Source organism: Bacillus massiliglaciei (assembly GCF_900098925.1).
In the GTDB taxonomy this organism is placed as follows: domain Bacteria; phylum Bacillota; class Bacilli; order Bacillales; family DSM-1321; genus Peribacillus; species Peribacillus massiliglaciei.
In genome coordinates, this window is the sequence record NZ_LT622358.1 from 615,240 (window position 1) to 637,008 (window position 21,769).

The following is a 21,769-nucleotide window of genomic DNA, read 5'->3' on the forward strand; positions in this document are numbered from 1 at the left end:
TTCACCTCCTTGATTTATTTATAGATTGAATTACTCTCTCTTTTTCTTCACTAACAAGGTTAACAAAAACAGCATCATTCTGAAGTTCAAATATCATTTTCGATTTGTCCATGTATTCTATGCCAAGCTCTAAATTGCCTAGCCTAACATAATTTTCTCCCGTCAAGAAAAATAATTCTCCAAATAAAAAGAGGAATTCATTGGAAATGCAAATTTCAATAGCTTTTAAGCATAGCTCTAGTGACTCTTCGTATTCTTCCATTTCTGTAAGCGTTTGTGCTAAAGTATGTAAAATACGAATATAAATAGTTCCTTCTTTTAAATGATCTTGTTCTTCAAGATGCTGAAGTATACTTCTGAATATGTATAATGCTTTTTCGTAAGCCTGTATTTCTAAGTATATACCACCAATACTTGTAAGGATTTCTATCTCAATAAGATTCACTATTATACCATCTTTAGAAGTTAGATGAAGGGCTTCATACAAAGTTTCTAGAGAAGAGTCTTTATCATCCTGAATATAAAATTGACAGATACCCTGATGCCATTTTATAAATTGGAAAAAAGATTTTGATTTATCCATGGCAGTAGGCAGCTCATTATTAACGATTCCTTGAATAGCTTTATAATTACGGGTTCTTTTATGTTTTTTTATTAATGCCTGAATGGTTTCAATATAATTGAAAATGGGCTTGTTAGCTAAAGTGAAAAAATAAATAACATCTACATTTAATTTGTCAGCGATCTGCTCCAATTCATTAACGGTAGGTGACTTAATATTACGTTCATAATCCCAGAGATCTTCTGGTTGGCAGACATTCTCAGCCAGGTCATCTATGGACATGCCATGTTTGCTTCTTAATTCCCTTATTACAGAGCCAACATTTAATTCAGCCATCTCGTCCGCTCCTTTTTACCCATATGATAGTATCTATTTTACCATATATTCCTTTGATTTGTAGAAACTTTTAAATCAAATATTTAATTAACCCCTGTGTATGTTTCACGCCCATTTTCCAAAAATGTATGGATTTAAGCTTGAAATTTAGTGAATTCTCGCTGTTTACAAGGAGATTCTGCAATAGGGACATATTATATTTCATACGTATGTGGAAGATAAAATTGTAAAAAAATAAAGTTTGTAGATAAAAAGACCTATTCTTTCTATTTCGCTGTTTTGAATAAATAAGGATTACATGAAGAAAACCGGCTCAGGCAAAATGAGCCGGTTTTTTCAGACAATATCAGCCTGTCCTGCACCGATATATTTCCTCATTGGTTTTTTTGAAATAACTTCTTTCAAATAAAATTGACCGTTTGGGTTCGTCTGTTTCATCAATTCCATTAAATAATTAATATCATCCATGGCTCTGTGCGTTTGATGCTGAGCGATTCCGTGTCCCTGAAGGATAGTTAATAAACGGCTGTTGGGGTAACCATATTTTTTCCATGGGACACTCCTCATCGTGCAAAACCATGAATGCTCATTCACCAGCGGATACATTTGATATAAAAAACTTCTGTCAAAGGAGGCATTATGGGCAAAAACGGAGTCAGCGTATGCCAGATATTTAGTGATCTCCTTATCATGAAATTCTTTCCCCTGCACACTTTCAAACGGAATTCCATGAACACGAAAAGAGGTGCTGTAATTATTCCTGGCACTGTGCTTGATCGGTTCTCTTAAAAATGACTCCTTTTTGAGAATTTCTAGGATTTCTCCTGTCTCTTCGTTATATTGAAAAAGCATCATCGCTAATTCAATAATTTCATCTGACGCCGGACTTAAACCGGTTGTTTCCACATCCAGCATGATTCCTGTTCTATTCAAATAATCAGCCTCCTATTTTCTCTTATTGTAGCAAATTATTAGAGAAAACAAAGGAGATTGATTTGGGACAATAATTATAACTCCCAGGTAAACCATAGGCCGTGAGGATCCGTTTCAGCAATGGTTTGATGTGAAAGAATTCCGTTTACATAATAATCGAGCTGTAATTTTTGATCTCTTATATTATTAAAAAGGTGAAAAATATTTCTTTCCATCCCTAAATTATGTACTTGCTTGAGAAGTTTCTGTTTCATGCTGAGCGGCAAGTGGTTGGCGACATGGGTATGGAAAATGCAAATCGTATGGTTTGATGGAATGGTTCTGGCGATATCAGGCAGCAATTCTATACCGTCACCCTGTATCAGCGTAACTTCCTCATCATGTAAAATGGAAGCCGCCTGAGCAAGCATCTGTCTTCTTTTCTTTTGTTCAGGCCAGATAAAGGCCTCGAACCATGTTTTTTGTTCTGTATTTTCCAGATTGCATATAGATTGGTCAATACCGATTCTTTCCGCAACGGTAGGCATTTTCCAAAGATTCTTAGGAAATGTGTTTCCTCTGATTTCAGAGGATATATGCAGGGGAGAATTTGTATTTCCATAGGTTTCTTCTGTTTGATAAGAATACGAAAATTGATCACATAAGAGCTGTATTCCTGAACCTGTTCCAATTTCTATTAAGGCAAGCGGCTTTCTGGCAATCTCTGAAATATAACAAAGACTTGGATACAAATAGGCACAGCGCCCGATCTCATTTGTCTGTACTGCTCTCGTTTTAAGTAAATGTTCAATCACTTCTTTATAAATTACACAAAATTCCTGGAATGCCGGGAATGATTGTCTAATTGGCAATGGAGTTTGCGAAGTGGAGGGATAGTAATATTTCAGGCGATGCGGAGATCCCTTCAATAATAAATAATGAACGGCTCCCAATAGCATATCCGGCGCAGGCTTCCACGGTTTGATGACTTTGCACAGTTCCAAAATTTGATTATCTTCCGCTATTTTCTGGGACAGGAACTCATATAAAGGACTTTCCCCTTTATAATGGCGGTCCGCAAAATCCTTAAAGCGGCTGCTTAATTGCTGGGTCTCCATAGGATGCCTCCTTTTATCTTTTAATATCATTTTATTGATTTATTGGATATAATATTCTGTGAAATTAGCTTTGAACATCTGCTGTATCTTTTAAATGGAGTTTCTCTAAGAAGGTCCGCTTGCAAGAACGGTTTTTCAGGTAATTTGATTCATTCCATATACTCCGCAAAACTTTTAAGATTTTTAAAAAGTTAGTAAAATATTTATGGAATACTTCTTTGCTGAAATGAAGAAATTAGTATGAAGCAGAAAGGAGAGCGGAAGAGATGGATTCTAATTTTCACGGAAAGCTAGATTTAAAATCATTTTTCGAGGATCGGCGAGAAGATTTTGAAAAGGATTTATTAGAAGAGACCGTGACAGTCAGGGATAAAATAGAGGAGATTTTAAGAGTTGGCAATATAGACCTTTTAACCAATGCACATAGGCTGGTCATGTATGTTGTGGAAGAAAGAAAGGGTGAACTGATGGCCTTCGCTAAAGCAGAAGGGATTGCATGGGCTGCACACTCGCTGACTCTTGCCTTCAAGCTGGAATGGGTGCAAGGAATCCGAAGGACATTATGGAAGTATATTCGTTTTTTTAACGATCAAAATCCTGGATTATTTAGCCCGACTGTTTTTTTCGAAGTGGAGCACCAATTCAATGATCATGTGGATCAATTTCTTAATGGTTTCTTCCTTAGCTATTCGGAATATAAAGATAAGCTAATTGAAGACCAACGGATATTGGTGGATAATCTTTCAGTTCCGATCATCCCGATTTCTTCAACCATCTGTATATTACCATTAATTGGAACGCTGGATTTAAAAAGAATGAATCTAATTGAGGAAAAAGTGCTGAATGAAATAAACAGATTGAGAATAAACACTTTAGTTATAGATCTTTCTGGAATAGCCGAAGTCGAGAGTGAAGTAATCGCTCATTTATTGAAAATAATTGATGGAACACAAATGATGGGGTGCAAATCGGTGATAACAGGCACACGTCCAGAGGTTGTAATGGAGATGATTCAATTGGGACTGGCGTTCGATAAAGCAGACACGAAAGGTACCCTGCAACAAGCACTGAACGAATACTTCCATATGAATGTATCCCCAGTTTGAAACAAAAAACGGCAGTCTGCCAGGCAGACTGCCGTTTTTTCATATACATTTAATTGCCGCTGAAATGCTGGGTCCAGTAGTGGCTGTAAGTGCCGCCTTTAACATATCCAACTCCGATACGCGTATAATTTTTACTCAAAATGTTTGCTTTATGTCCCGGACTGTTCATCCAAGACTTTATGACTGAATTAGGACTGGTTTGACCGGCAGCGATATTCTCCCCGGCATATTTATAAGCAATTCCGTATGTCTTCATTAAATCGAACGGAGACCCATAAACAGGGCTCGTATGGCTGAAATATTGGCTGTCTCTCATATCCTGGGATTTAATGGTTGCGGTTTTAGAAAGAGAAGAATCCATTTTTAATGCTGGCAAACCTGCTTTTTTTCTCTCACTATTCACCAGTTCAATCACTTGTGTTTCCATTGTCTTTGTGGCTGTTTCTTTAGTATTAGCACCAGATGGGATATTGATGGATTGGCCCGCTTTAATCGAATTAGGATTCACGATATCAGGGTTTGCTTTTAATAAGTCTGAAAGGGAGACATTATATTTAGAGGATAAGTTCCAGAGTGTATCGCCTTTTATAACTTTATAGCTTTCTTCTCCGAATGCTGAAACCGGAAAGAGCATACACGCCATAATTGTGGAGATCATGATTTTTTTCATTTTTATTCCCTCCTTGATAATTACTGGATGTAGTGTCTATTATGATATAAATTGGCAAAACTGAACAGAAACAAAATTTGGCAGATTGATAACATAATAGAAGGGACTGAGATACTTGATTTTTCCACTATTAGAAACTGAGCGTTTATACTTACAGGAAATTAATCACTCTCATGAGAAAGCTCTTTTTGATATCTTGACAAAAAAGGAGGTAGTTGAATATTACGGGTCAGGCCCATTGTTAAGTTACAAAGATGCAAAGCTGGCTGTCAATCAGTTCCAGAATGGTTTTTTGAATAAACAAAGCATACGCTGGGGGTTAGTGATGAAGGAAAATAGAAGCTTTATTGGCACCGTGGGCCTTAATCAGCTAAATTATCGTCATAAAAGGGCGGAGATTGGCTATGAGCTCCATCCTGATTTTTGGAAAAGGGGACTGGCGTCTGAAGCTGTACGTTCTGTAATCGAGTATGCATTTAATCAGGCTGGAATGATGAGAATCGGTGCTGTAGCATACCCTCAGAATGAGCGGTCCTGCCTGCTGTTAAGAAAAATGGGATTTGAAAAAGAAGGGATGCTCAGAAATTATATATTTCATAGAGGCAGTTCCCGTGATGTTTATGTCTTTTCGTTAACTAGAGAAGAATGGATGGCAGATGCGGCTTTTTAATAAGTTTGCTAAGAAGCTGTTTTCCTATATGGCATTCCTTCTCTGACTATAGGGAGATAAATAAGTTGGCGTAAAAAAAGAAACTGAATATAAATACTCATTTTTTTTAAAACATTATTGTAAAAATTTGAAGGAATTGTAAATATAGAGTCGAATATCTATAAATACCCTTTTGCGGGAGTAAATAGGAAGGTGGTCGAGTGGACGGGATCCTGAATTATAATCCGAAAGAAGAGGGTATATCTATGCAACCGATTTCCGGATTGGTCGTTTATAAATTTACCGAATTTTCTTTAAAATCTCGCAGTTCCCTCTTTCGGAATATAGTTTTCTGGGCAGTTCGTAAAATGAGACCTGGCAGGACGCCAACAAAAAAGACAGTAGGGGGAATAGTATTTGTCAAAGTCTAAATTTTCAGTATTTTGTTTGTTGATCTCTTTGGTCTTGGTGCTTGCTGCCTGTACAACAGGTGAAGAAGCATCAAATGAAACAAGTGACGGAGGCAGTGAAGAAAAAGTTCTTAATCTGAATAACAGCAGTGAGCCGGGTTCTCTGCACCCGGGGAAAGCTCAGGGTACTCACGATTCTTGGATTTTGCATCATATCTTTGAAGGGTTAACGAAAAAGGATGAGGACGGTAAGATTCTTCCCGGTGTCGCAAAAGAGTGGACAACGAGTGACGATGGACTGGTATGGACATTCACTTTGAAAGAAGGACTGAAATGGTCCAACGGAGATCCGATTAAGGCGAGCGATTTTGAATATGCCTGGAAACACGTCCTGAACCCTGATACAGCTTCTGACTATGCCTATCAACTTTATTATTTGAAGGGCGGGGAAGCTTACAACTCAGGTAAAGGGAAAGCAGAGGACGTTGGAGTAAAAGCAGCGGATGACCTGACTTTGGAAGTGACACTCGAGCAGGCAACCCCTTATTTTTTGGATTTAACATCATTCTATACGTACTATCCAATTAATCAGAAAGTACAGGAAGATAATAAAGATTGGTATACGGAAGCTGATTCTTTTGTTTCCAATGGAGCATTTAAACTGACAGAGTGGAAACATAAAGAAAGCATTAAACTTGAGAAAAACGACAATTATTACGATAAAGATAAAATCAATCTGGATGTAGTCAACTTTACAATCCAGGAGAATGAAAATACTGCTTGGCAGATGTATCAAAATGATGAGCTGGATCTCGCGTATCCGCTTCCTGCCGATGTACAGGGGCAGTTAGTCAATGCGGATGATCCGGAATTCAATAATGGGCCTGAACTGGCAGTTTATTATTATAACTTTAATACAGAAAAGAAGCCGTTTAATAACTCGAAGGTAAGGAAGGCATTGTCTATGGCAATTGACCGAAAAGCAATCACTGATAACGTAGCACAAGGCGGACAAAAGCCCGCTTATGGTATTGTGCCTCCTGGTATTCTGGATGTATCCGGAGACTTCCAGGAAAATACAGGTGATTTATTCTCTGAAAATGTGGATGAGGCTAAGAAGCTATTGGATGAGGGATTAAAAGAAGAAGGAATGGATAAGTTCCCGAAAATGTCAATCTTATATAACACACTTGATTCCCACAAGCTGATAGCGGAAGCTGTTCAAGAAATGTGGAGAAAGAACCTTGGCATTGAAGTCACACTTGAGAACGTTGAAATGCAAGTGAAACTGGACCGTGAAAAAGCAGGGGATTATGACATTTCCCGTGCAGGATGGGTAGGGGATTATGTTGATCCAATGACTTTCATGCTTTGGGAAACTGGCGGAGCATATAATGATCCAAACTGGTCCAACAAAGACTACGATAAATTAGTTAAAGAGGCTCAAACTACAATGGATACTGAAAAACGGATGTCTGCCATGCATGAGGCGGAAAAAATCTTAATGGATGAAATGCCTGTCATGCCGATTTATTTCTATACAAAGCCTTATATGGTTAAAAAGAAAGTAACAGGTGTATATGCACCAATTAATGAATACCCTGTGTTCCAATATGCCGATATCGAGGAATAAATAAAAAATTAATCCAGATTGGTGGTATGTCCTTATGGGCATACCCCATTTTTAAATTAATACAAAATTTGGAAAATTTAATCAATTATTCTTCCCTCCCGTTGGGGAAATTGCTGATTGGGGTGAGCGCGATGTTAAGGTATACTCTCAATCGCCTGAAATGGGCGATTATCACAGTTTGGGCGGTTATTACGATAACTTTTATCATTATGCATGCTGTTCCGGGAAATCCCTTTGCAAGAGAAGGAACTATGCCTCCTGCAGTTTACGAAAACCTGCAAAGGCATTTTGGACTGGATAAACCGCTTATACAGCAATATTTTGATTATCTGATATCTGCCCTGCATTTTGATTTTGGTCCGTCTTTAAAATCTTCTTCTATTACAGTGAACGATTATATTGCGAATGGGCTTCCAGTCTCCATCCATTTAGGGACCCAGGCTTTGATTATCGCGATTTTTTTCGGTCTAATACTGGGTGTTGTTGCCTCTTTGAACCGTAATAAATGGCAGGACTATTTATCCATGATTATTGCGATCATTGGAATCTCTGTACCGAGTTTTATTCTGGCGACACTTTTTATTAATTACCTGGCTGTAGAGTTTAAGCTTTTTCCAGTAGCTTCCTGGAAAACCTGGAAGCATACTGTTCTGCCTTCCGTTGCATTATCTATGATGCCGTTAGCTTTTATAGCCCGGCTGATGAGGACAAGCATGCTGGAAGTTATGAGTCAGGATTATATTTTGACAGCAAAAGCTAAAGGGTTAAGGAAAAGCGGGATTATTGTCAAGCATGCGATTCGCAATGCTTTATTGCCGGTAATCACGATTCTGGGAATCCTGACAGCCAATATCATAACAGGAAGCTTTATCATTGAAAATATTTTTGGCATTCCCGGCATGGGAGAAATGTTTGTAAAGGGAATATTTAACCGCGATTATCCAGTGATCCTGGGTTCTACCATTGTATACAGCGTCATTTTGATATTTTTAGTTTTCCTTGTGGACGTTGCTTATACATGGATTGATCCGAGGATAAAAGTGACGGGGGAGAGTAAATAATGGCAGAAAAAGTTCAACTGACCGATGATATGTTTTTGCCTGCTGAAGATAATTTTAAGGAAGCAGAAAAGATCGCAAGGCCTACCGTCTCTTATTGGAGCGATGTATGGCGGCGTTTTAAAGAGAATAAATTAGCCATGACCGGCTTTGTTTTAATTGTTATTTTAGTTTTGCTGGCGATCTTTGGTCCTTATCTGAGCGGTTATTCATACTATGAGCAGGATTTTACACAAAAAAATCTTCCACCGAACAGTGAGCATTGGTTTGGGACAGACACAGCAGGAAGGGACCTCTTTACAAGAGCATGGTATGGTGCCAGGATTTCTTTGTTTATTGGTTTGATGGCGGCGTTAATTGATTTTCTGTTTGGTGTAGTTTATGGCGGGGTGGCCGGTATAAAAGGCGGCAGGCTCGACAACGGAATGATGCGTTTTGCCGAAGTAATCTATTCAATCCCTTATCTGTTAACTGTCATTCTTATTATGGTCGTTTTGGATTCGGGAATCATCCCGATCATTATTGCAATGACTTTGACTGGATGGATTCCTATGGCCAGGCTTGTACGGGGGCAGGTTATGCAGTTAAAGCAAAATGAATATATTCATGCGGCCAAAATTGCTGGAGCAGGAACAGGGTGGACATTGAAGAAACATTTGATACCTAATACGATGGGACCAATCATGGTCAATATGACTCTGACGATACCAAATGCTATTTTTGCGGAGGCTACATTAAGTTTTCTGGGGCTTGGGGTTCCAGCGCCGCAGGCAAGCTGGGGAACCTTGGCAAGCGATGCTCTTAGCAGCATTCTCGTTGGAAATTTTTATCAGCTTTTAGTGCCGGCGATTTTGATATCCCTTACGATGTTTGCATTTAATGTCGTTGGCGACGGGCTGCAGGATGCACTGGATCCGAAACTTCGAAAATAATTAAATTGAATCAGGGGGAATACGTATGGAGAAATTGCTGGAAGTGAAAAATTTACATATTTCTTTCCATACTTATGCTGGGACGGTTAAGGCTGTCCGCGGTGTGGATTTTGAAGTGAACAGCGGAGAAGCTGTTGCCATAGTAGGAGAGTCGGGCTGCGGGAAAAGTGTGACAGCAAAGTCCATTATGAGATTGCTGGAAACCCCCCCTGCAGAATATGTAAAAGGAATAATAAACTTTAGCGGGAAGAATCTTTTGCGAGCAGATGAAAAGGAAATGGAACGCATACGCGGCAATGAAATCAGTATGATTTTTCAGGATCCAATGACCTCTCTCAACCCTACTGCAAAAGTTGGAGTACAAATCATGGAAGGCATTCTTAAACATAACAAGATTGCACGCAGGGAAGCTTTTGATAAAGCCCTTGAAATTTTGACATTGGTGGGAATCCCTCAGCCAGAAAGAAGGATGCAGCAATATCCGCATGAATTTTCCGGCGGGATGCGTCAGCGGGCGATGATCGCTATGGCCTTAGCCTGCCAGCCTAGACTCCTTATTGCAGATGAACCAACGACTGCCCTGGATGTAACGATTCAGGCACAAATATTGGAGTTAATGAAAGATATACAGAAAAAGCTGAATACATCAATCATCATGATTACACATGATTTGGGGGTTGTGGCAGAAACATGTGACCGTGTGATTGTCATGTATGCTGGTGAGATTGTAGAAAGCGGGACTGTTGAGGAAATATTCTCGCATCCGCAGCATCCATATACTCAAGGTCTTTTAAAAACTGTGCCAAGACTCGATATGGAAAGGAACATGCCGCTAGTTCCGATAGTAGGATCTCCTCCGGATTTACTAGCTCCTCCGAAGGGATGCCCGTTTTACCCCCGCTGTGAATTTGCGATGAAAGTATGCAAGGATCATGATCCAGTTTTAGAAGAAGTAAGACCTGGGCAGAAAGCGGCATGCTGGCATCATCATCCGATGGCAAAGAAAGCAAGAGATAAAGAACCGACGAATGTTTGAAGGAGGAGAATAAATGGTTGCGATTAAAAAAATACTTTCTGAGGATCCGAATAAAGCTGCTAAGACTCCTCTTGTAGAGATAAAGAATTTGCGGAAATATTTTTCGGTCGGTTCCCAAAAACTTAAAGCAGTAGATGGGCTGAATCTTGAAATCTTAGAAGGAGAAACAGTTGGACTTGTAGGGGAAAGCGGCTGCGGAAAATCAACGGCAGGACGAACAATAACAAGGCTCTATGAACCGACAGAAGGAGAGGTTCTATTTCAGGGGAAAAATATTTTTCACTATAAAGAACGTGAAATGCATAAAGTGCGGCGTGATATCCAAATGATCTTTCAGGATCCTTATGCATCACTTAACCCAAGAATGAAGGTGGAAGAGCTTATTGGCGAACCGCTTATTATACACGGAATTTCAAATGGAAAAGAAAGAAAAAAGAGAGTAGAAGAATTACTAAAATTAGTTGGCCTGCATCCGGAGCATATCAGCCGCTTCCCTCATGAATTCTCAGGGGGGCAGCGTCAGCGTATAGGAATAGCACGAGCCTTAGCTTTAAATCCAAAATTCATTGTGTGTGATGAGCCAATTTCTGCACTTGATGTATCCATACAGGCTCAGGTAGTAAATTTGTTAAAGGACTTGCAGAGAGAAATGGGGCTGACCTATTTATTCATTGCACATGATCTATCAATGGTTAAGTATATCTCTGACCGAATTCTGGTGATGTATTTAGGAAAAATGATGGAGTTTACAGAAAGTGATACATTGATTCAAGAACCCCTGCATCCATATACACAGGCTTTATTATCTGCAGTACCGATACCTGACCCTGCCATTAAGCGGGAAAGAATTGTATTAAAGGGGGATGTGCCAAGTCCGATCAATCCGCCCAGCGGCTGCGTGTTCAGAACAAGATGTCCTAAAGTAATGGAAATATGTTCAAAATCAGAACCAGAATGGCAGGAATATAAACCTGGGCATTACGTTTCCTGCCATTTATATCAAATGTAACTCAAACAGCCAGCTTCTATAAGGAGCTGGCTGTTTCTTTCATTTTGGGTACTTCATAAAAGTTTACTAAATATTCTAACTTTATACTAGGAAAAAGGATTATAAAGGATTAAAATGTAAGTAAAAGGATATTGATGGTTTTTTCAGGATTAACAGTACTGTCAGCCAGCTGCATGAATCCAGTTGTGGAAGGAGTAATAATATGTTCCGGACTTTACATGTTGAAATAAGAGAAAGGATCATGCTTGTGACATTAGACCGTCAGAAACGACTGAATGCTTTTAATCAAGAAATGTTTAATGATTTGCTAAAAGTGCTTGATGAAGCTGATGACAATGATGAAGTTAGAGCTGTTATTATCACAGGTGCAGGAAAAGGCTTTTGTTCAGGGGCAGATCTTGAGCGGGGAACCGAAACATTTTCAGATGATACCCCGCTTGTAGAGTTTAGGGATGCTGGAGGTATTCTCTCTCTGCGGATATATGAATTGAAAAAACCAATCATTGCTGCTATAAATGGAACGGCGGTTGGAGTAGGAGCAACAATGACGCTTCCTATGGACATTCGGCTTATTTCATCTGAAGCGGAAATAGGTTTCAATTTTGCAAGGAGAGGCATTACGATGGAAGCTTGCAGCGGATGGTTTCTTCCGAGATTGGTAGGGATGGGAAAAGCAGCTGAATGGATCTATACCGGTAAAATGGTCGCCCCGCAAGAAGCGTTGGCAAACGGATTGGTGAACTATGTTACAAATCCTGAAGAACTGCTGGCAAAAGCTTTTCAGCTTGCTCATGAGATTGCTGATCATACTTCAGCTGTTTCTGTGGCACTTTCCAGACATTTGATGTGGACGATGATAGGTGCGGATCATCCAATAGAATCACATAAAATTGAGTCTAAAATGATACATTGGACAGGGAAGCAGACAGATGTGAAAGAAGGAATTCTTTCATACTTAGAAAAGAGACAGCCGAAATTCCAGATGAAAGTCACTTCAGATATGCCTCCCTTTTATCCTTGGGATAAATCAAAGGAGTACCAGAAATAAGGAAGGCCTTTAAAGCGCTTTTCCCTTGCAATATAGTTAATCTGATCCTTTAGAAAAATGTAATAATAACAAAATGTTTCAGGTGATTGGCTTCCCTGAAAAAAAGATACAAGGCTATTTGCGGAATTTTCATTGTAAGCGCTTTTTTTGAGCGTGATTGGCCATTACGAATCGGCAGCAAACTCAAAATTATGGTAGAATAAGGTAAAAAACTTGAGGTGTCTTAGTTTGAGCGGATGGACGAATGGAAAATTATCAAGACGGGAAACGGAAAGACTGCTTTTAAGAGAAGTGAAAATTAGTGATGCAGATGACATATTTGCTTATGCCTCCGATCCGAAAGTATCGAAATATGTAAGCTGGGAAGCACATTATACGAAAAGTGAAACAGTAAGTTATATTAAATATATTTTGGATACTTATAAAAACGGGAATCTGCCTTGCTGGGGCATTGAATGGAAGGAAACAGGAGAACTTATTGGCACAATAGATTTTGTTATGTGGAAGCCAGCCCATAAGACAGCGGAAATTGGATATGTACTATCAAGAGATTACTGGGGAAAGGGGATTATGACTGAAGCAGCTAAAGAATTAATTGCCTTTGGATTTGATGAACTTAGTTTAGTCAGGATTCAGGCCCGCTGTTTTAATGAGAATGCTGCCTCAGAAAAGGTCATGCAAAAAATCGGAATGACTTTTGAAGGAACGATGCGTAAGGCCATGCTGGTTAAGGGTGTGCATCGGGACATAAAAATGTATTCCATAATTAATAATTAGCAAGGGAAGCAGCTCGGTATGAAAATATACTGCTCTGTATTGCTGCTTTTTCTGAGTTGCTGTGACAAAGTTTGATTAAATAGACTCCAGACAGGGAAACTGAACAGTAAAACTTCTAGGAGGGTATTTATGAAAACACCAGACAAAGGAATTAAAGCGATTGCAGATAAATTAGACCAGGGAGAAGTAGTCGAATCGTCCATTTTATGTGATTTTTATGAAAGAGGAAACCGGGAAGAGCCTTTTCATGGTATTTTGGCTGCTACCCAAAAAAGGATGGTTTTTTTTACATCGATGCTCGATGAACCAAATAATATGGACATCCCTTATGAGAATGCATATTCATTTGTAATGGACAAAAAATCAGCGGACAGTGAAATTATTAAAATTCAACATGAGGAAGGAACTTCAGTTTTTCAGTACAAACCGGGACTGGAACAGCTTGATCACTTTCTTCGGCTGCTAGAAGTAAAGTTAAAACAAGAATTTTAATTCACCGTTATCTTGAAGAAGAAATGGTACTGAAACAAAAATTCTTAGAATTTATTATTAGAATCCCTTTATAAGTGGATAGAGTGAGGACGACAAATGAGAAATAAGCTTAGGGCCGCTGTCCCCGAGGGTTCCTGAAACGAAAATCCATGCAGCATAAGCAAAAAGCCTTCAATTTAGACTGACCTATTCATTTGAGACAGTAATAAAACACCTTCTTAGGCTGCCATATCACCAAACTCTATTGGTGTGTGGTAGCCTAATTTTTCTTGGATACGCTCTTCGTTATAATAACTCATAAATTGATCCACACGTTCCTTTACTTCTTCTAGCGACAAAGAATGGAATTTAACAAACTGAAATTCTTCTGATTTAAGGTTGGAGTGGAAAGACTCAATCACTGCGTTGTCCCAACAGTTTCCCCTGCGTGACATACTACCAACTAAATTCTTTTCTTTAATCCGATTCTGATAAGCATAAGAAGAATAGACACTTCCTTGATCTGAATGGATGATGACTCCTTTAGGGTTTCCTCGCTTTTCTAGTGCTTCATTCAAGGTATCAATCACCAAAGGAATTTGTTGATGAGTATAAAGTTTATAGGCAACAATTTGATTATTAAACAAGTCCATGATCGTTGATAAATATAAAGTGTCTGGCCCATATTGAATGTAGGTAATATCTGTTACCCACTTATGGTTAGGTTTGCTTGCGTGAAACTCTCGCTGTAATAAGTTTGGCGCGACAACGACAGATTCTCCTTGAGATTTCCACCTTCTCTTTTGTTTTACTTTACATTGAAGGTGATATTTCTGCATGATTCGTTGAACAGTATTACGGTTCAATTTGATATGATAGTCACGTTTTAAAAGCTCCTTGATTTTTCGATGACCATATCGGTATTTAGTTTTTTCGCAAAGGTAAATAATCGCTTCTTCTTCCTTAGACAACTCAACTGGTTGCGCATTTGCCCAGCGATAATAGGTGGATCTAGGAACATTTAAAGCTGATAAAATAGCTGATACTGTATATTTCTTTCGTAAATTCTGAACTAATTGGAGAACGATTTCTTTTTCAACTCCTTTTCGATCTCCAAATACTTTTTTAAGATTTCATTTTCCTGTTTTAAATGATTCAATTGACGTTCTTTTTTCTCTTCAGGACTCGAACTGTCTGGTCCATGACCATAGGAATATTGTTTTCCTATTGGTTGATTAAATCGATGAACCTGATTATCTCGATACCATTTCATCCACGTTTTGATTTGAGATACATTTTTAATCTCATACTTCTCCATGATTTCACGGTTCGAAAACTGACCACTCATTTTATCTTTCACAACTGCCCACTTAACTTCATTTGAATATACATTTTTGCCCATGCAAAAACACCTCCGAATTAGTACTTTGTTTAAGTGTACCATTTCGAAGGTGTTTTATAGTGTCTCATTAATTTAGGTTAGTCTAATTTCTTCGCTGAATTGAAGGTTTTTTGCTTTGTCCAAGCCTCTTTCATCTTACATACTGTACGTTTAATTCTCTTACTCCTGTACAGTTCGTCTAATGTATTAGAAAAATAGCGGACCTATAATGAAAATATGAAACATGGAATGGAGGATGAGTATGACGGTTGTCAATGAAGTCCAAACACTAAAAAATTATATAAATGGAAAGTGGGCTGATTCTCAGGGAGGAAGGTATGAAGAAGTTCCTAATCCAGCTACAGGTGAGATATTGGCTTATGTTCCCCTTTCAACGAAGGAAGACGTTGATCGAGCGGTCCAAGCGGCTGACTCAGCGTTTAAAAACTGGAAAAAGGTTTCCGTTCCTAAGCGGGCAAGATACTTGTTTCGTTATCAGCAGCTGCTTATAGAAAATTGGGATGAATTGGCCAAGCTTGTAACGTTAGAAAACGGAAAGAGCTATTCCGAAGCATATGGTGAAGTTCAGAGAGGGATTGAATGTGTTGAATTTGCCTCAGGTGCACCGACCTTGATGATGGGGTCGCAGCTGCCTGACATTTCAGCTGGCATTGAATCAGGCATGTACCGCTACCCTTTGGGAGTTGTCGCTGGTATTACACCTTTTAATTTCCCTATGATGGTGCCATGCTGGATGTTTCCGCTGGCCATCGCATGCGGGAATACATTTATCCTTAAGCCATCTGAAAGAACGCCATTGCTTGCGAATCGTCTTGTCGAGCTTTTAAAAGAAGCCGGTGTGCCTGACGGTGTTGTAAATATTGTACACGGAGCCCATGATGTTGTGAATGGCATATTGGAACATGAACAGATAAAAGCTGTATCATTTGTGGGATCACAGCCGGTAGCGGAGTATGTATATAAAACTGCTGCAGCTAACAAAAAGAGAGTTCAGGCCCTTTCTGGCGCAAAAAATCATTCTATTGTTATGCCTGATGCAGAGCTTGATTCTGCTGTGACCAACATAACGAGTGCTGCTTTTGGTTCTGCCGGAGAAAGATGCATGGCAGCTTCTGTTGTAGTAGCAGTAGGAGATATTGCAGATGAATTGGTCAGCCGGCTGAAAAAAGCTGCAGATGAAATCAAAATAGGGAACGGGATGGATGAAGAGGTTTTTCTCGGACCCGTGATTAGAGATTCTCATAAACAGAGAACCGAATCATATATTGAGATAGGAGAAAAAGAAGGCGCAGCCCTTGTACGGGACGGCAGGAGAGAAGGAAATCAGGAAAAAGGATACTTCATTGGTCCGACACTGTTTGATCATGTCAACGAGGAAATGAAGATCTGGAAGGATGAGATTTTTGCCCCTGTACTTTCAGTTATCAGAGTTCAGACACTGGAAGAAGCGATTGCTGTTACAAATAAATCAGAATTTGCCAATGGCGCCTGTCTCTATACCGACAGCGCAAAAGCTGTTCGCATTTTCCGGGAAGAAATAGATGCAGGAATGCTTGGGGTGAATTTAGGAGTACCGGCGCCGATGGCTTTCTTCCCATTTTCAGGCTATAAAAGCTCCTTTTATGGAGATCTCCACGCAAATGGAAAAGATGGAGTAGAATTTTATACACGGAAGAAAATGCTGACTGCAAGATATTAAGATATGAATATATGCGAAAAAAACACAGGGGGTTGAAATATGCAAATTGAAAAGCAGGAGCAGGATTTGCAAAGTTTGGATGAAAAATATATTTGGCATAATATGAAAGGGTATGCTCCTAATTCGGGAACCATGGTCGTTGAAAAAGCAGAAGGAGCCTGGATCACAGATATTGACGGAAACCGCTATTTAGATGGAATGTCCGGTTTATGGTGTGTGAATGTAGGCTATGGAAGGGAAGAGCTAGCGGAAGCTGCTTATCAGCAGTTGAAAACATTGCCATATTCTCCTTTAACAAACAGCCATATACCGGCCATTAAGTTGGCGGAAAAATTGAATGAATGGCTGGGCGGAGATTATGTGATTTTCTTTTCAAACAGCGGTTCTGAAGCGAATGAAACGGCATTTAAAATCGCAAGGCAGTATTATCAGCAAAAAGGGGAGCATGGAAGATATAAAATTATTTCCAGATACAGAGGATATCATGGAAATACGATGGGGGCTCTTTCGGCTACCGGACAGGCACAAAGAAAATTTAAATATGAGCCGCTGTCTCCGGGTTTTATTCATGTACCGCCGCCGGACCAATATCGAAATCCTGATGATCCAGACGGAGAAAAGGCAGCTTCACAAATAGATGAAACGATGACATGGGAATTAAGTGAAACCATCGCAGCTGTGATTATGGAGCCTCTTATAACCGGAGGCGGTATACTGATGCCTCCGGAAGAATATATGAAAAAAGTAAAAGCTGTATGTGATAAACATGGAGCATTGCTCATTTGTGATGAAGTGATATGCGGGTTTGGCAGGACAGGAGAGAAATTCGGCTTTCAACATTACGGAGTTCAGCCAGATATTATCACAATGGCGAAGGGAATTACCAGTGCTTATTTGCCGCTTTCTGCTACAGCTGTTAAAAGGGAGATTTATGAAACATACACTGGTACAGAGCCATATGACCGTTTTAGACATGTGAATACATTTGGAGGGAATCCGGCATCATGCGCACTTGCATTAAAGAACATTGAAATTTATGAAAAAGAAGGGCTGGTGCAGCGCTCTAAGGAAATGGGTCGCCGAATGCTGGAGGAGCTTAAGGAAATAGAAACTCATCCACATGTAGGGAATTTACGGGGGAAAGGTCTGCTTATTGGAATAGAACTGGTAGAAGATAAAAAGACCAAACATCCGCTTTCACTGGAAAAAGTTAATCAAGTGATCAGCCAATGCAAGGATGAAGGATTAATTATTGGGAAAAACGGGGATACAGTAGCCGGTTTCAATAATGTATTGACTTTATCACCGCCATTATCGATAACAGATGATGATTTTACGTTTATCGTACAGACAGTGAAGAAGGCGATTATGACATTATAAAGTATCTTATTTGGAGCAAAGGAATCATCCTTTGCTCTTTTAAACTTTTTTTGTAAAATTTGCGAGCATGATTGATTTTTAATAAGTTTTTCTACTATATAATAGAGGAAAAGATGTTTTTATGAGGTGCGCAGTATGGAACTTTTGACAATTAAACAAAAATTAAAGAAACACAGACCTGTTATTTTAGGCAGTGATAAGTTTGTGAAATACGCCATAATCGTTCCTTTGATTGAAAAGGAAGATGGATTGCATGTTTTATTTGAGGTGCGTTCTCTGAACCTCAGAAGGCAGCCGGGGGATACTTGCTTCCCAGGGGGAAAGGTTGACAGCCAAGATACGGATGAAATGGCTGCTGGAATCCGTGAAACAATGGAAGAATTGGGATTGAAGCGGGAAGACATTTATGAAATTTATCCGCTGGATTATATGATTTCTCCTTTTGGGATGATGGTCTATCCATTTGCCGCCATCATTCGTGAGCCGGATGATCACTCCATTAATGAAAATGAAGTGGATTCTTTGTTTACAGTTCCTTTATCCTTCTTTTTAGAACAGGAACCAGATATTCATTATGTCGAGTTCAGAATAGAGCCTCCCGAGGATTTTCCATTTGAACTAATAGTGGGCGGGGAAGACTATGATTGGTCGCCAAGAAAGATGGAAGAGTATTTTTACTACTATGAAAACAGAACAATATGGGGAATGACAGCACGAATTCTTAATCATTTTATAGAATTGATCCAAAAAGATTGATTTAACATAAGGAGGAGAAAAAATGGAAATGAAAGGGCAGCTGTCTTTAGCAGAACAGAAGGAAAAATCTATAGAGTTACTGCAGATATCTAGAAACAGGCCGTATTATGAACCGGACAAAGAGAAGGTAACTAAACATTCCTATTATGGGAATGAATTAGTGCTTCCGGATCTGCAGACACTGGTTCAAAAAACTCATCAGCATTTTCTGCCTTATTCTCCTCATAAATATGTCTATCCATGGGTTGACCTTCAGGAAAACGGTGAATTAAAAAGCCTTTATTCGGGAATTGGGATGGAACCTGCTGAAGTCATTGTAAGAGACCTTGCCATTTTAAGCGAAAGTGAACGGAGCGGTGATCATACTATTCTTGCGGAGAATAAACTATTAAATTGTGAACATGTCGTTCCGCAGTCCTGGTTTGAGAAAAGAAATCCCATGCGGGGGGACTTGCATCATTTGTTTGCATGTGAACCGGGCTGTAACAGCAGCAGGGGGAATTTTCCTTATTTTGATTTTGAAGATTATCTGCCTGAAAAACAGGTATCCGGGATTAAAGATGGATGCGGTAAGTCAGAGAAAGGACGGTTTGAACCTGAATACGGAAAAGGAATTGTGGCGAGAGCCAGCTTATATTTTCTTCTTAGATACGAAGATTCTATCGATCCTAAGCTTCTAAATTTAAACACTTTAATAGATTGGCATCAGAGTTTTCCTGTTTCACTGTATGAACAGCATAGGAATATGGCGATTTATGAATTGCAGGGAAATCGGAATCCTTTCATTGATTATCCTGAATATGCCTGTGATATTTTAGAATATTATAGGTATCTATAATATCGTATGAAGCGGTCTGTATTCACTTAAACAGAGGGAGCATACCTTTCCGGTTTTTGAATAAGTGAGTATATGTGTCAGAATCGTTCAAATCAGAAATCCGTCTGTATTTCGTAATGTATTACAGACGGATTTTCTTAATTAGGAGAAGAAATCTCTAACTTTTTGTTTTTATGAATATCTTCCGTACCGGCATCCAAGGCTGTTTTATAGTATAAGCATTTATGTTCAATGATTTTCATTGTTTGTTTGAGTTCTTCCATTTGTGTTTCAACAGTTGCTTTACGCTCCATGAACATCTCGTATCTTTGCTTTAGTGTTGAATCTCCGTCGGAACACCAATCAATGAAATGTTTAATTTCTTTGATTGGCATTCCGGTGGCTTTCAAACATTCGATTACTTTTAAAGCACTAATATCAGATTCTTTAAATATTCTTATTCCGCTGGGCGTCCGTTTTACAAAAGGCATAAGTCCTTCCTTATCATAGTAACGGAGCGTATATACAGTAAGCTTCAATTTTTTAGCCGCTTCACTGATAGAATATGTAGTCATACTTTTCTCCTTTTCTTGTCATATATAGACTTAGAGTTATGTAAAAGATGTGAAGCGATCCTATCACGGAAATGGCCGAATGTCAAAGTATCTTAACAGTAAAAATGTAAAAATATAATAGTGAGACAGTTCTGCAAAAGAATAGCTCTAATTGCTTGACCTAGAGTTAACTATAAGGATTAAACTTGATACAGAAGAGAAAAGTTTTATGAAAATAAATGAGGAACTTTTATGCTTAATAGAAATCTTTTCTCTTAAATTTTAATCGTTTATAGGAGGTCTTTTACTATGATAACTGCTAAAGCAAGAGCTGTAGACGGTCCGGGAAAATCGTTTAGGAAGGCAGAAATTAAACGGCGCAGCCTCGATACTCACGATGTTTTAATTGAAATTAAATATGCCGGCATATGCCATTCTGATATTCATACGGCTCATGGGGAATGGGGAGCCGTCAACTATCCTCTTGTGCCTGGACATGAGATAGCCGGGATTGTCACAGAGATAGGTTCTGAAGTTACGAAGTTTAAAGTCGGTGACAGGGCAGGTGTCGGCTGTATGGTTGACTCCTGCGGCGAATGTGAGAATTGCCGAAAAGGGGAAGAACAGTACTGTCTTAAAGGCAATGTCCCTACATATGCCGGAGTTGATAAGTACGGTGAGCCTACTCAAGGAGGCTATTCTACTCATATTGTAGTAACAGAGAATTTTGTAGTTGGAATTCCTGACAGTATTGAGCTTGATGCTGCCGCACCATTACTTTGTGCAGGCATAACAACTTATTCGCCGTTAAACCATTGGGAAGCTGGGCCAGGAAAGAAAGTAGCTATTATTGGAATGGGCGGTCTGGGGCATATGGCAGTCAAAATAGCTCATGCTATGGGAGCTGAAGTTACGGTGCTGTCGCAAAGTCTGAAGAAAAAGGAAGATGGTTTGAAATTTGGTGCTGATCACTATTATGCAACGAGTGATCCCAAAACATTTGAGACACTTGCCGGCACCTTTGATTTAATTATTAATACGGTCAGTGCAAAAATTAACTTGGATGCTTATTTTTCACTCCTTACTCTTGATGGCACAATGGTTAACGTGGGAGCTCCTGGAGAACCGCTGTCACTTAACGTCATGTCACTCATTGGCCATCGCCGTTCATTCGCCGGGTCAATGATTGGAGGGATTCGTCAGACACAGGAAATGCTGGAGTTCTGTGCTGAACATCAGATTGTTCCTCAAATTGAAGTGATTTCCGCGGACCAGATTGACGAAGCCTATGAACGAGTACTAGCTTCAGATGTGAAATACCGTTTCGTAATCGATATCAGTACAATGTGATTTCTTAAGATAAATAGAATTATGAAAAAGGGTCTTCAAGCATAGCTTGAAGACCCTTTTTCATATAGTGAAATGAAAAGCAAA

The 21,769-nt window shown here is 39.2% G+C and carries 21 protein-coding genes; 15 read left to right on the forward strand and 6 right to left on the reverse strand.

Annotation, left to right across the window (positions count from 1 at the left end; all coding sequences use genetic code 11):
• Position 1: 1 nt before the first annotated feature.
• From BQ4305_RS11440 to BQ4305_RS11450, 3 genes are all read right to left on the reverse strand, one after another.
• A complete protein-coding gene (locus tag BQ4305_RS11440) occupies positions 2-898 on the reverse strand; it encodes a helix-turn-helix domain-containing protein (protein WP_110927901.1) in 897 nt (298 codons plus the stop codon).
• A gap of 336 nt (positions 899-1,234) precedes the next feature.
• Positions 1,235-1,831, reverse strand: coding sequence for an exonuclease domain-containing protein (locus tag BQ4305_RS11445; RefSeq protein ID WP_234396934.1), 597 nt, complete (start codon positions 1,829-1,831; stop codon positions 1,235-1,237).
• A 74-nt stretch (positions 1,832-1,905) separates the two neighbouring features.
• Positions 1,906-2,928: a DUF2332 domain-containing protein gene (locus BQ4305_RS11450; RefSeq protein WP_110927902.1), complete on the reverse strand. Its 1,023-nt coding sequence runs from the start codon at positions 2,926-2,928 to the stop codon at positions 1,906-1,908.
• Positions 2,929-3,194: 266 nt separating this feature from the next.
• On the opposite strand from BQ4305_RS11450, the gene BQ4305_RS11455 reads away from it, so the two are divergent.
• Positions 3,195-4,034, forward strand: coding sequence for an STAS domain-containing protein (locus BQ4305_RS11455; protein WP_110927903.1), 840 nt, complete (start codon positions 3,195-3,197; stop codon positions 4,032-4,034).
• Positions 4,035-4,083: 49 nt separating this feature from the next.
• On the opposite strand, the gene BQ4305_RS11460 is transcribed toward BQ4305_RS11455, so the two are convergent.
• On the reverse strand, positions 4,084-4,704 hold the full coding sequence (locus BQ4305_RS11460; protein WP_110927904.1) for a CAP domain-containing protein: 621 nt from the start codon (positions 4,702-4,704) through the stop codon (positions 4,084-4,086).
• Positions 4,705-4,819: 115 nt separating this feature from the next.
• On the opposite strand from BQ4305_RS11460, the gene BQ4305_RS11465 reads away from it, so the two are divergent.
• The 9 genes from BQ4305_RS11465 to BQ4305_RS11510 all read left to right on the forward strand — a co-directional run bounded on the left by BQ4305_RS11465 (position 4,820) and on the right by BQ4305_RS11510 (position 13,748).
• The gene (locus BQ4305_RS11465) at positions 4,820-5,374 is read left to right on the forward strand and encodes a GNAT family N-acetyltransferase (RefSeq protein ID WP_199880657.1); all 555 of its coding nucleotides are present in this window, start codon (positions 4,820-4,822) and stop codon (positions 5,372-5,374) included.
• 396 nt (positions 5,375-5,770) lie between these two features.
• Positions 5,771-7,396 (forward strand): peptide ABC transporter substrate-binding protein, encoded by a 1,626-nt coding sequence (locus BQ4305_RS11475; RefSeq protein ID WP_110927907.1) that lies wholly within the window; start codon positions 5,771-5,773, stop codon positions 7,394-7,396.
• Between the two features lie 131 nt (positions 7,397-7,527).
• Entirely contained in the window at positions 7,528-8,457 is a 930-nt protein-coding gene (locus BQ4305_RS11480; RefSeq protein ID WP_110928025.1) for an ABC transporter permease, read from the forward strand.
• Positions 8,457-9,386 (forward strand): ABC transporter permease, encoded by a 930-nt coding sequence (locus BQ4305_RS11485; RefSeq protein ID WP_110927908.1) that lies wholly within the window; start codon positions 8,457-8,459, stop codon positions 9,384-9,386. The genes BQ4305_RS11480 and BQ4305_RS11485 overlap by 1 nt, the downstream gene beginning before the upstream one ends.
• Positions 9,387-9,411: 25 nt before the next feature.
• Complete coding sequence (locus BQ4305_RS11490) at positions 9,412-10,422, forward strand: ABC transporter ATP-binding protein (RefSeq protein WP_110927909.1); 1,011 nt, start codon at positions 9,412-9,414, stop codon at positions 10,420-10,422.
• Between the two features lie 13 nt (positions 10,423-10,435).
• Complete coding sequence (locus tag BQ4305_RS11495; RefSeq protein ID WP_110927910.1) at positions 10,436-11,431, forward strand: ABC transporter ATP-binding protein; 996 nt, start codon at positions 10,436-10,438, stop codon at positions 11,429-11,431.
• A gap of 202 nt (positions 11,432-11,633) precedes the next feature.
• Positions 11,634-12,479, forward strand: coding sequence for an enoyl-CoA hydratase-related protein (locus BQ4305_RS11500; RefSeq protein WP_110927911.1), 846 nt, complete (start codon positions 11,634-11,636; stop codon positions 12,477-12,479).
• Positions 12,480-12,707: 228 nt separating this feature from the next.
• Positions 12,708-13,256: a GNAT family N-acetyltransferase gene (locus BQ4305_RS11505; RefSeq protein ID WP_110927912.1), complete on the forward strand. Its 549-nt coding sequence runs from the start codon at positions 12,708-12,710 to the stop codon at positions 13,254-13,256.
• 129 nt (positions 13,257-13,385) lie between these two features.
• A complete protein-coding gene (locus BQ4305_RS11510) occupies positions 13,386-13,748 on the forward strand; it encodes a PH domain-containing protein (protein WP_110927913.1) in 363 nt (120 codons plus the stop codon).
• A 218-nt stretch (positions 13,749-13,966) separates the two neighbouring features.
• Here the strand turns inward: BQ4305_RS11510 and BQ4305_RS11515 are convergent.
• Positions 13,967-15,129 (reverse strand): IS3 family transposase gene (locus tag BQ4305_RS11515; protein ID WP_110926156.1). Its coding sequence is split into 2 segments (ribosomal slippage): positions 13,967-14,853 and positions 14,853-15,129, totalling 1,164 coding nucleotides; the frame shifts between segments, so codons are not numbered across the junction.
• A gap of 241 nt (positions 15,130-15,370) precedes the next feature.
• On the opposite strand from BQ4305_RS11515, the gene BQ4305_RS11520 reads away from it, so the two are divergent.
• The 4 genes from BQ4305_RS11520 (at position 15,371) to BQ4305_RS11535 (ending at position 19,802) form a co-directional block, all read left to right on the forward strand.
• Complete coding sequence (locus BQ4305_RS11520) at positions 15,371-16,828, forward strand: CoA-acylating methylmalonate-semialdehyde dehydrogenase (RefSeq protein ID WP_110927914.1); 1,458 nt, start codon at positions 15,371-15,373, stop codon at positions 16,826-16,828.
• A 39-nt stretch (positions 16,829-16,867) separates the two neighbouring features.
• Positions 16,868-18,208 carry an aspartate aminotransferase family protein gene (locus BQ4305_RS11525; protein ID WP_110927915.1) on the forward strand — a complete coding sequence of 447 codons (1,341 nt, stop codon included), beginning with the start codon at positions 16,868-16,870 and terminating at the stop codon, positions 18,206-18,208.
• Positions 18,209-18,343: 135 nt separating this feature from the next.
• On the forward strand, positions 18,344-18,964 hold the full coding sequence (locus BQ4305_RS11530; RefSeq protein ID WP_110927916.1) for an NUDIX hydrolase: 621 nt from the start codon (positions 18,344-18,346) through the stop codon (positions 18,962-18,964).
• A gap of 28 nt (positions 18,965-18,992) precedes the next feature.
• Positions 18,993-19,802 (forward strand): endonuclease I family protein, encoded by an 810-nt coding sequence (locus tag BQ4305_RS11535; protein WP_110928026.1) that lies wholly within the window; start codon positions 18,993-18,995, stop codon positions 19,800-19,802.
• A gap of 137 nt (positions 19,803-19,939) precedes the next feature.
• Here BQ4305_RS11535 and BQ4305_RS11540 read toward each other — a convergent pair whose 3' ends face one another.
• Positions 19,940-20,356 (reverse strand): MerR family transcriptional regulator, encoded by a 417-nt coding sequence (locus BQ4305_RS11540; RefSeq protein WP_110927917.1) that lies wholly within the window; start codon positions 20,354-20,356, stop codon positions 19,940-19,942.
• Positions 20,357-20,644: 288 nt separating this feature from the next.
• Here BQ4305_RS11540 and BQ4305_RS11545 point away from each other — a divergent pair, with 288 nt between their 5' ends.
• On the forward strand, positions 20,645-21,685 hold the full coding sequence (locus tag BQ4305_RS11545; RefSeq protein ID WP_110927918.1) for an NAD(P)-dependent alcohol dehydrogenase: 1,041 nt from the start codon (positions 20,645-20,647) through the stop codon (positions 21,683-21,685).
• The last annotated feature ends 84 nt before the right edge of the window (positions 21,686-21,769 follow it).

Bases quoted from the DNA above. Each gene is read 5' to 3' on its own strand.
- BQ4305_RS11455 (WP_110927903.1), top strand. From the start codon at position 3,195: ATGGATTCTAATTTTCACGGAAAGCTAGATTTAAAATCATTTTTCGAG.
- BQ4305_RS11535 (WP_110928026.1), top strand. From the start codon at position 18,993: ATGAAAGGGCAGCTGTCTTTAGCAGAACAGAAGGAAAAATCTATAGAG.
- BQ4305_RS11545 (WP_110927918.1), top strand. From the start codon at position 20,645: ATGATAACTGCTAAAGCAAGAGCTGTAGACGGTCCGGGAAAATCGTTT.
- BQ4305_RS11460 (WP_110927904.1), bottom strand. From the start codon at position 4,704: ATGAAAAAAATCATGATCTCCACAATTATGGCGTGTATGCTCTTTCCG.
- BQ4305_RS11480 (WP_110928025.1), top strand. From the start codon at position 7,528: ATGTTAAGGTATACTCTCAATCGCCTGAAATGGGCGATTATCACAGTT.
- BQ4305_RS11495 (WP_110927910.1), top strand. From the start codon at position 10,436: ATGGTTGCGATTAAAAAAATACTTTCTGAGGATCCGAATAAAGCTGCT.
- BQ4305_RS11450 (WP_110927902.1), bottom strand. From the start codon at position 2,928: ATGGAGACCCAGCAATTAAGCAGCCGCTTTAAGGATTTTGCGGACCGC.
- BQ4305_RS11520 (WP_110927914.1), top strand. From the start codon at position 15,371: ATGACGGTTGTCAATGAAGTCCAAACACTAAAAAATTATATAAATGGA.
- BQ4305_RS11500 (WP_110927911.1), top strand. From the start codon at position 11,634: ATGTTCCGGACTTTACATGTTGAAATAAGAGAAAGGATCATGCTTGTG.
- BQ4305_RS11490 (WP_110927909.1), top strand. From the start codon at position 9,412: ATGGAGAAATTGCTGGAAGTGAAAAATTTACATATTTCTTTCCATACT.
- BQ4305_RS11485 (WP_110927908.1), top strand. From the start codon at position 8,457: ATGGCAGAAAAAGTTCAACTGACCGATGATATGTTTTTGCCTGCTGAA.
- BQ4305_RS11440 (WP_110927901.1), bottom strand. From the start codon at position 898: ATGGCTGAATTAAATGTTGGCTCTGTAATAAGGGAATTAAGAAGCAAA.
- BQ4305_RS11510 (WP_110927913.1), top strand. From the start codon at position 13,386: ATGAAAACACCAGACAAAGGAATTAAAGCGATTGCAGATAAATTAGAC.
- BQ4305_RS11530 (WP_110927916.1), top strand. From the start codon at position 18,344: ATGGAACTTTTGACAATTAAACAAAAATTAAAGAAACACAGACCTGTT.
- BQ4305_RS11525 (WP_110927915.1), top strand. From the start codon at position 16,868: ATGCAAATTGAAAAGCAGGAGCAGGATTTGCAAAGTTTGGATGAAAAA.
- BQ4305_RS11540 (WP_110927917.1), bottom strand. From the start codon at position 20,356: ATGACTACATATTCTATCAGTGAAGCGGCTAAAAAATTGAAGCTTACT.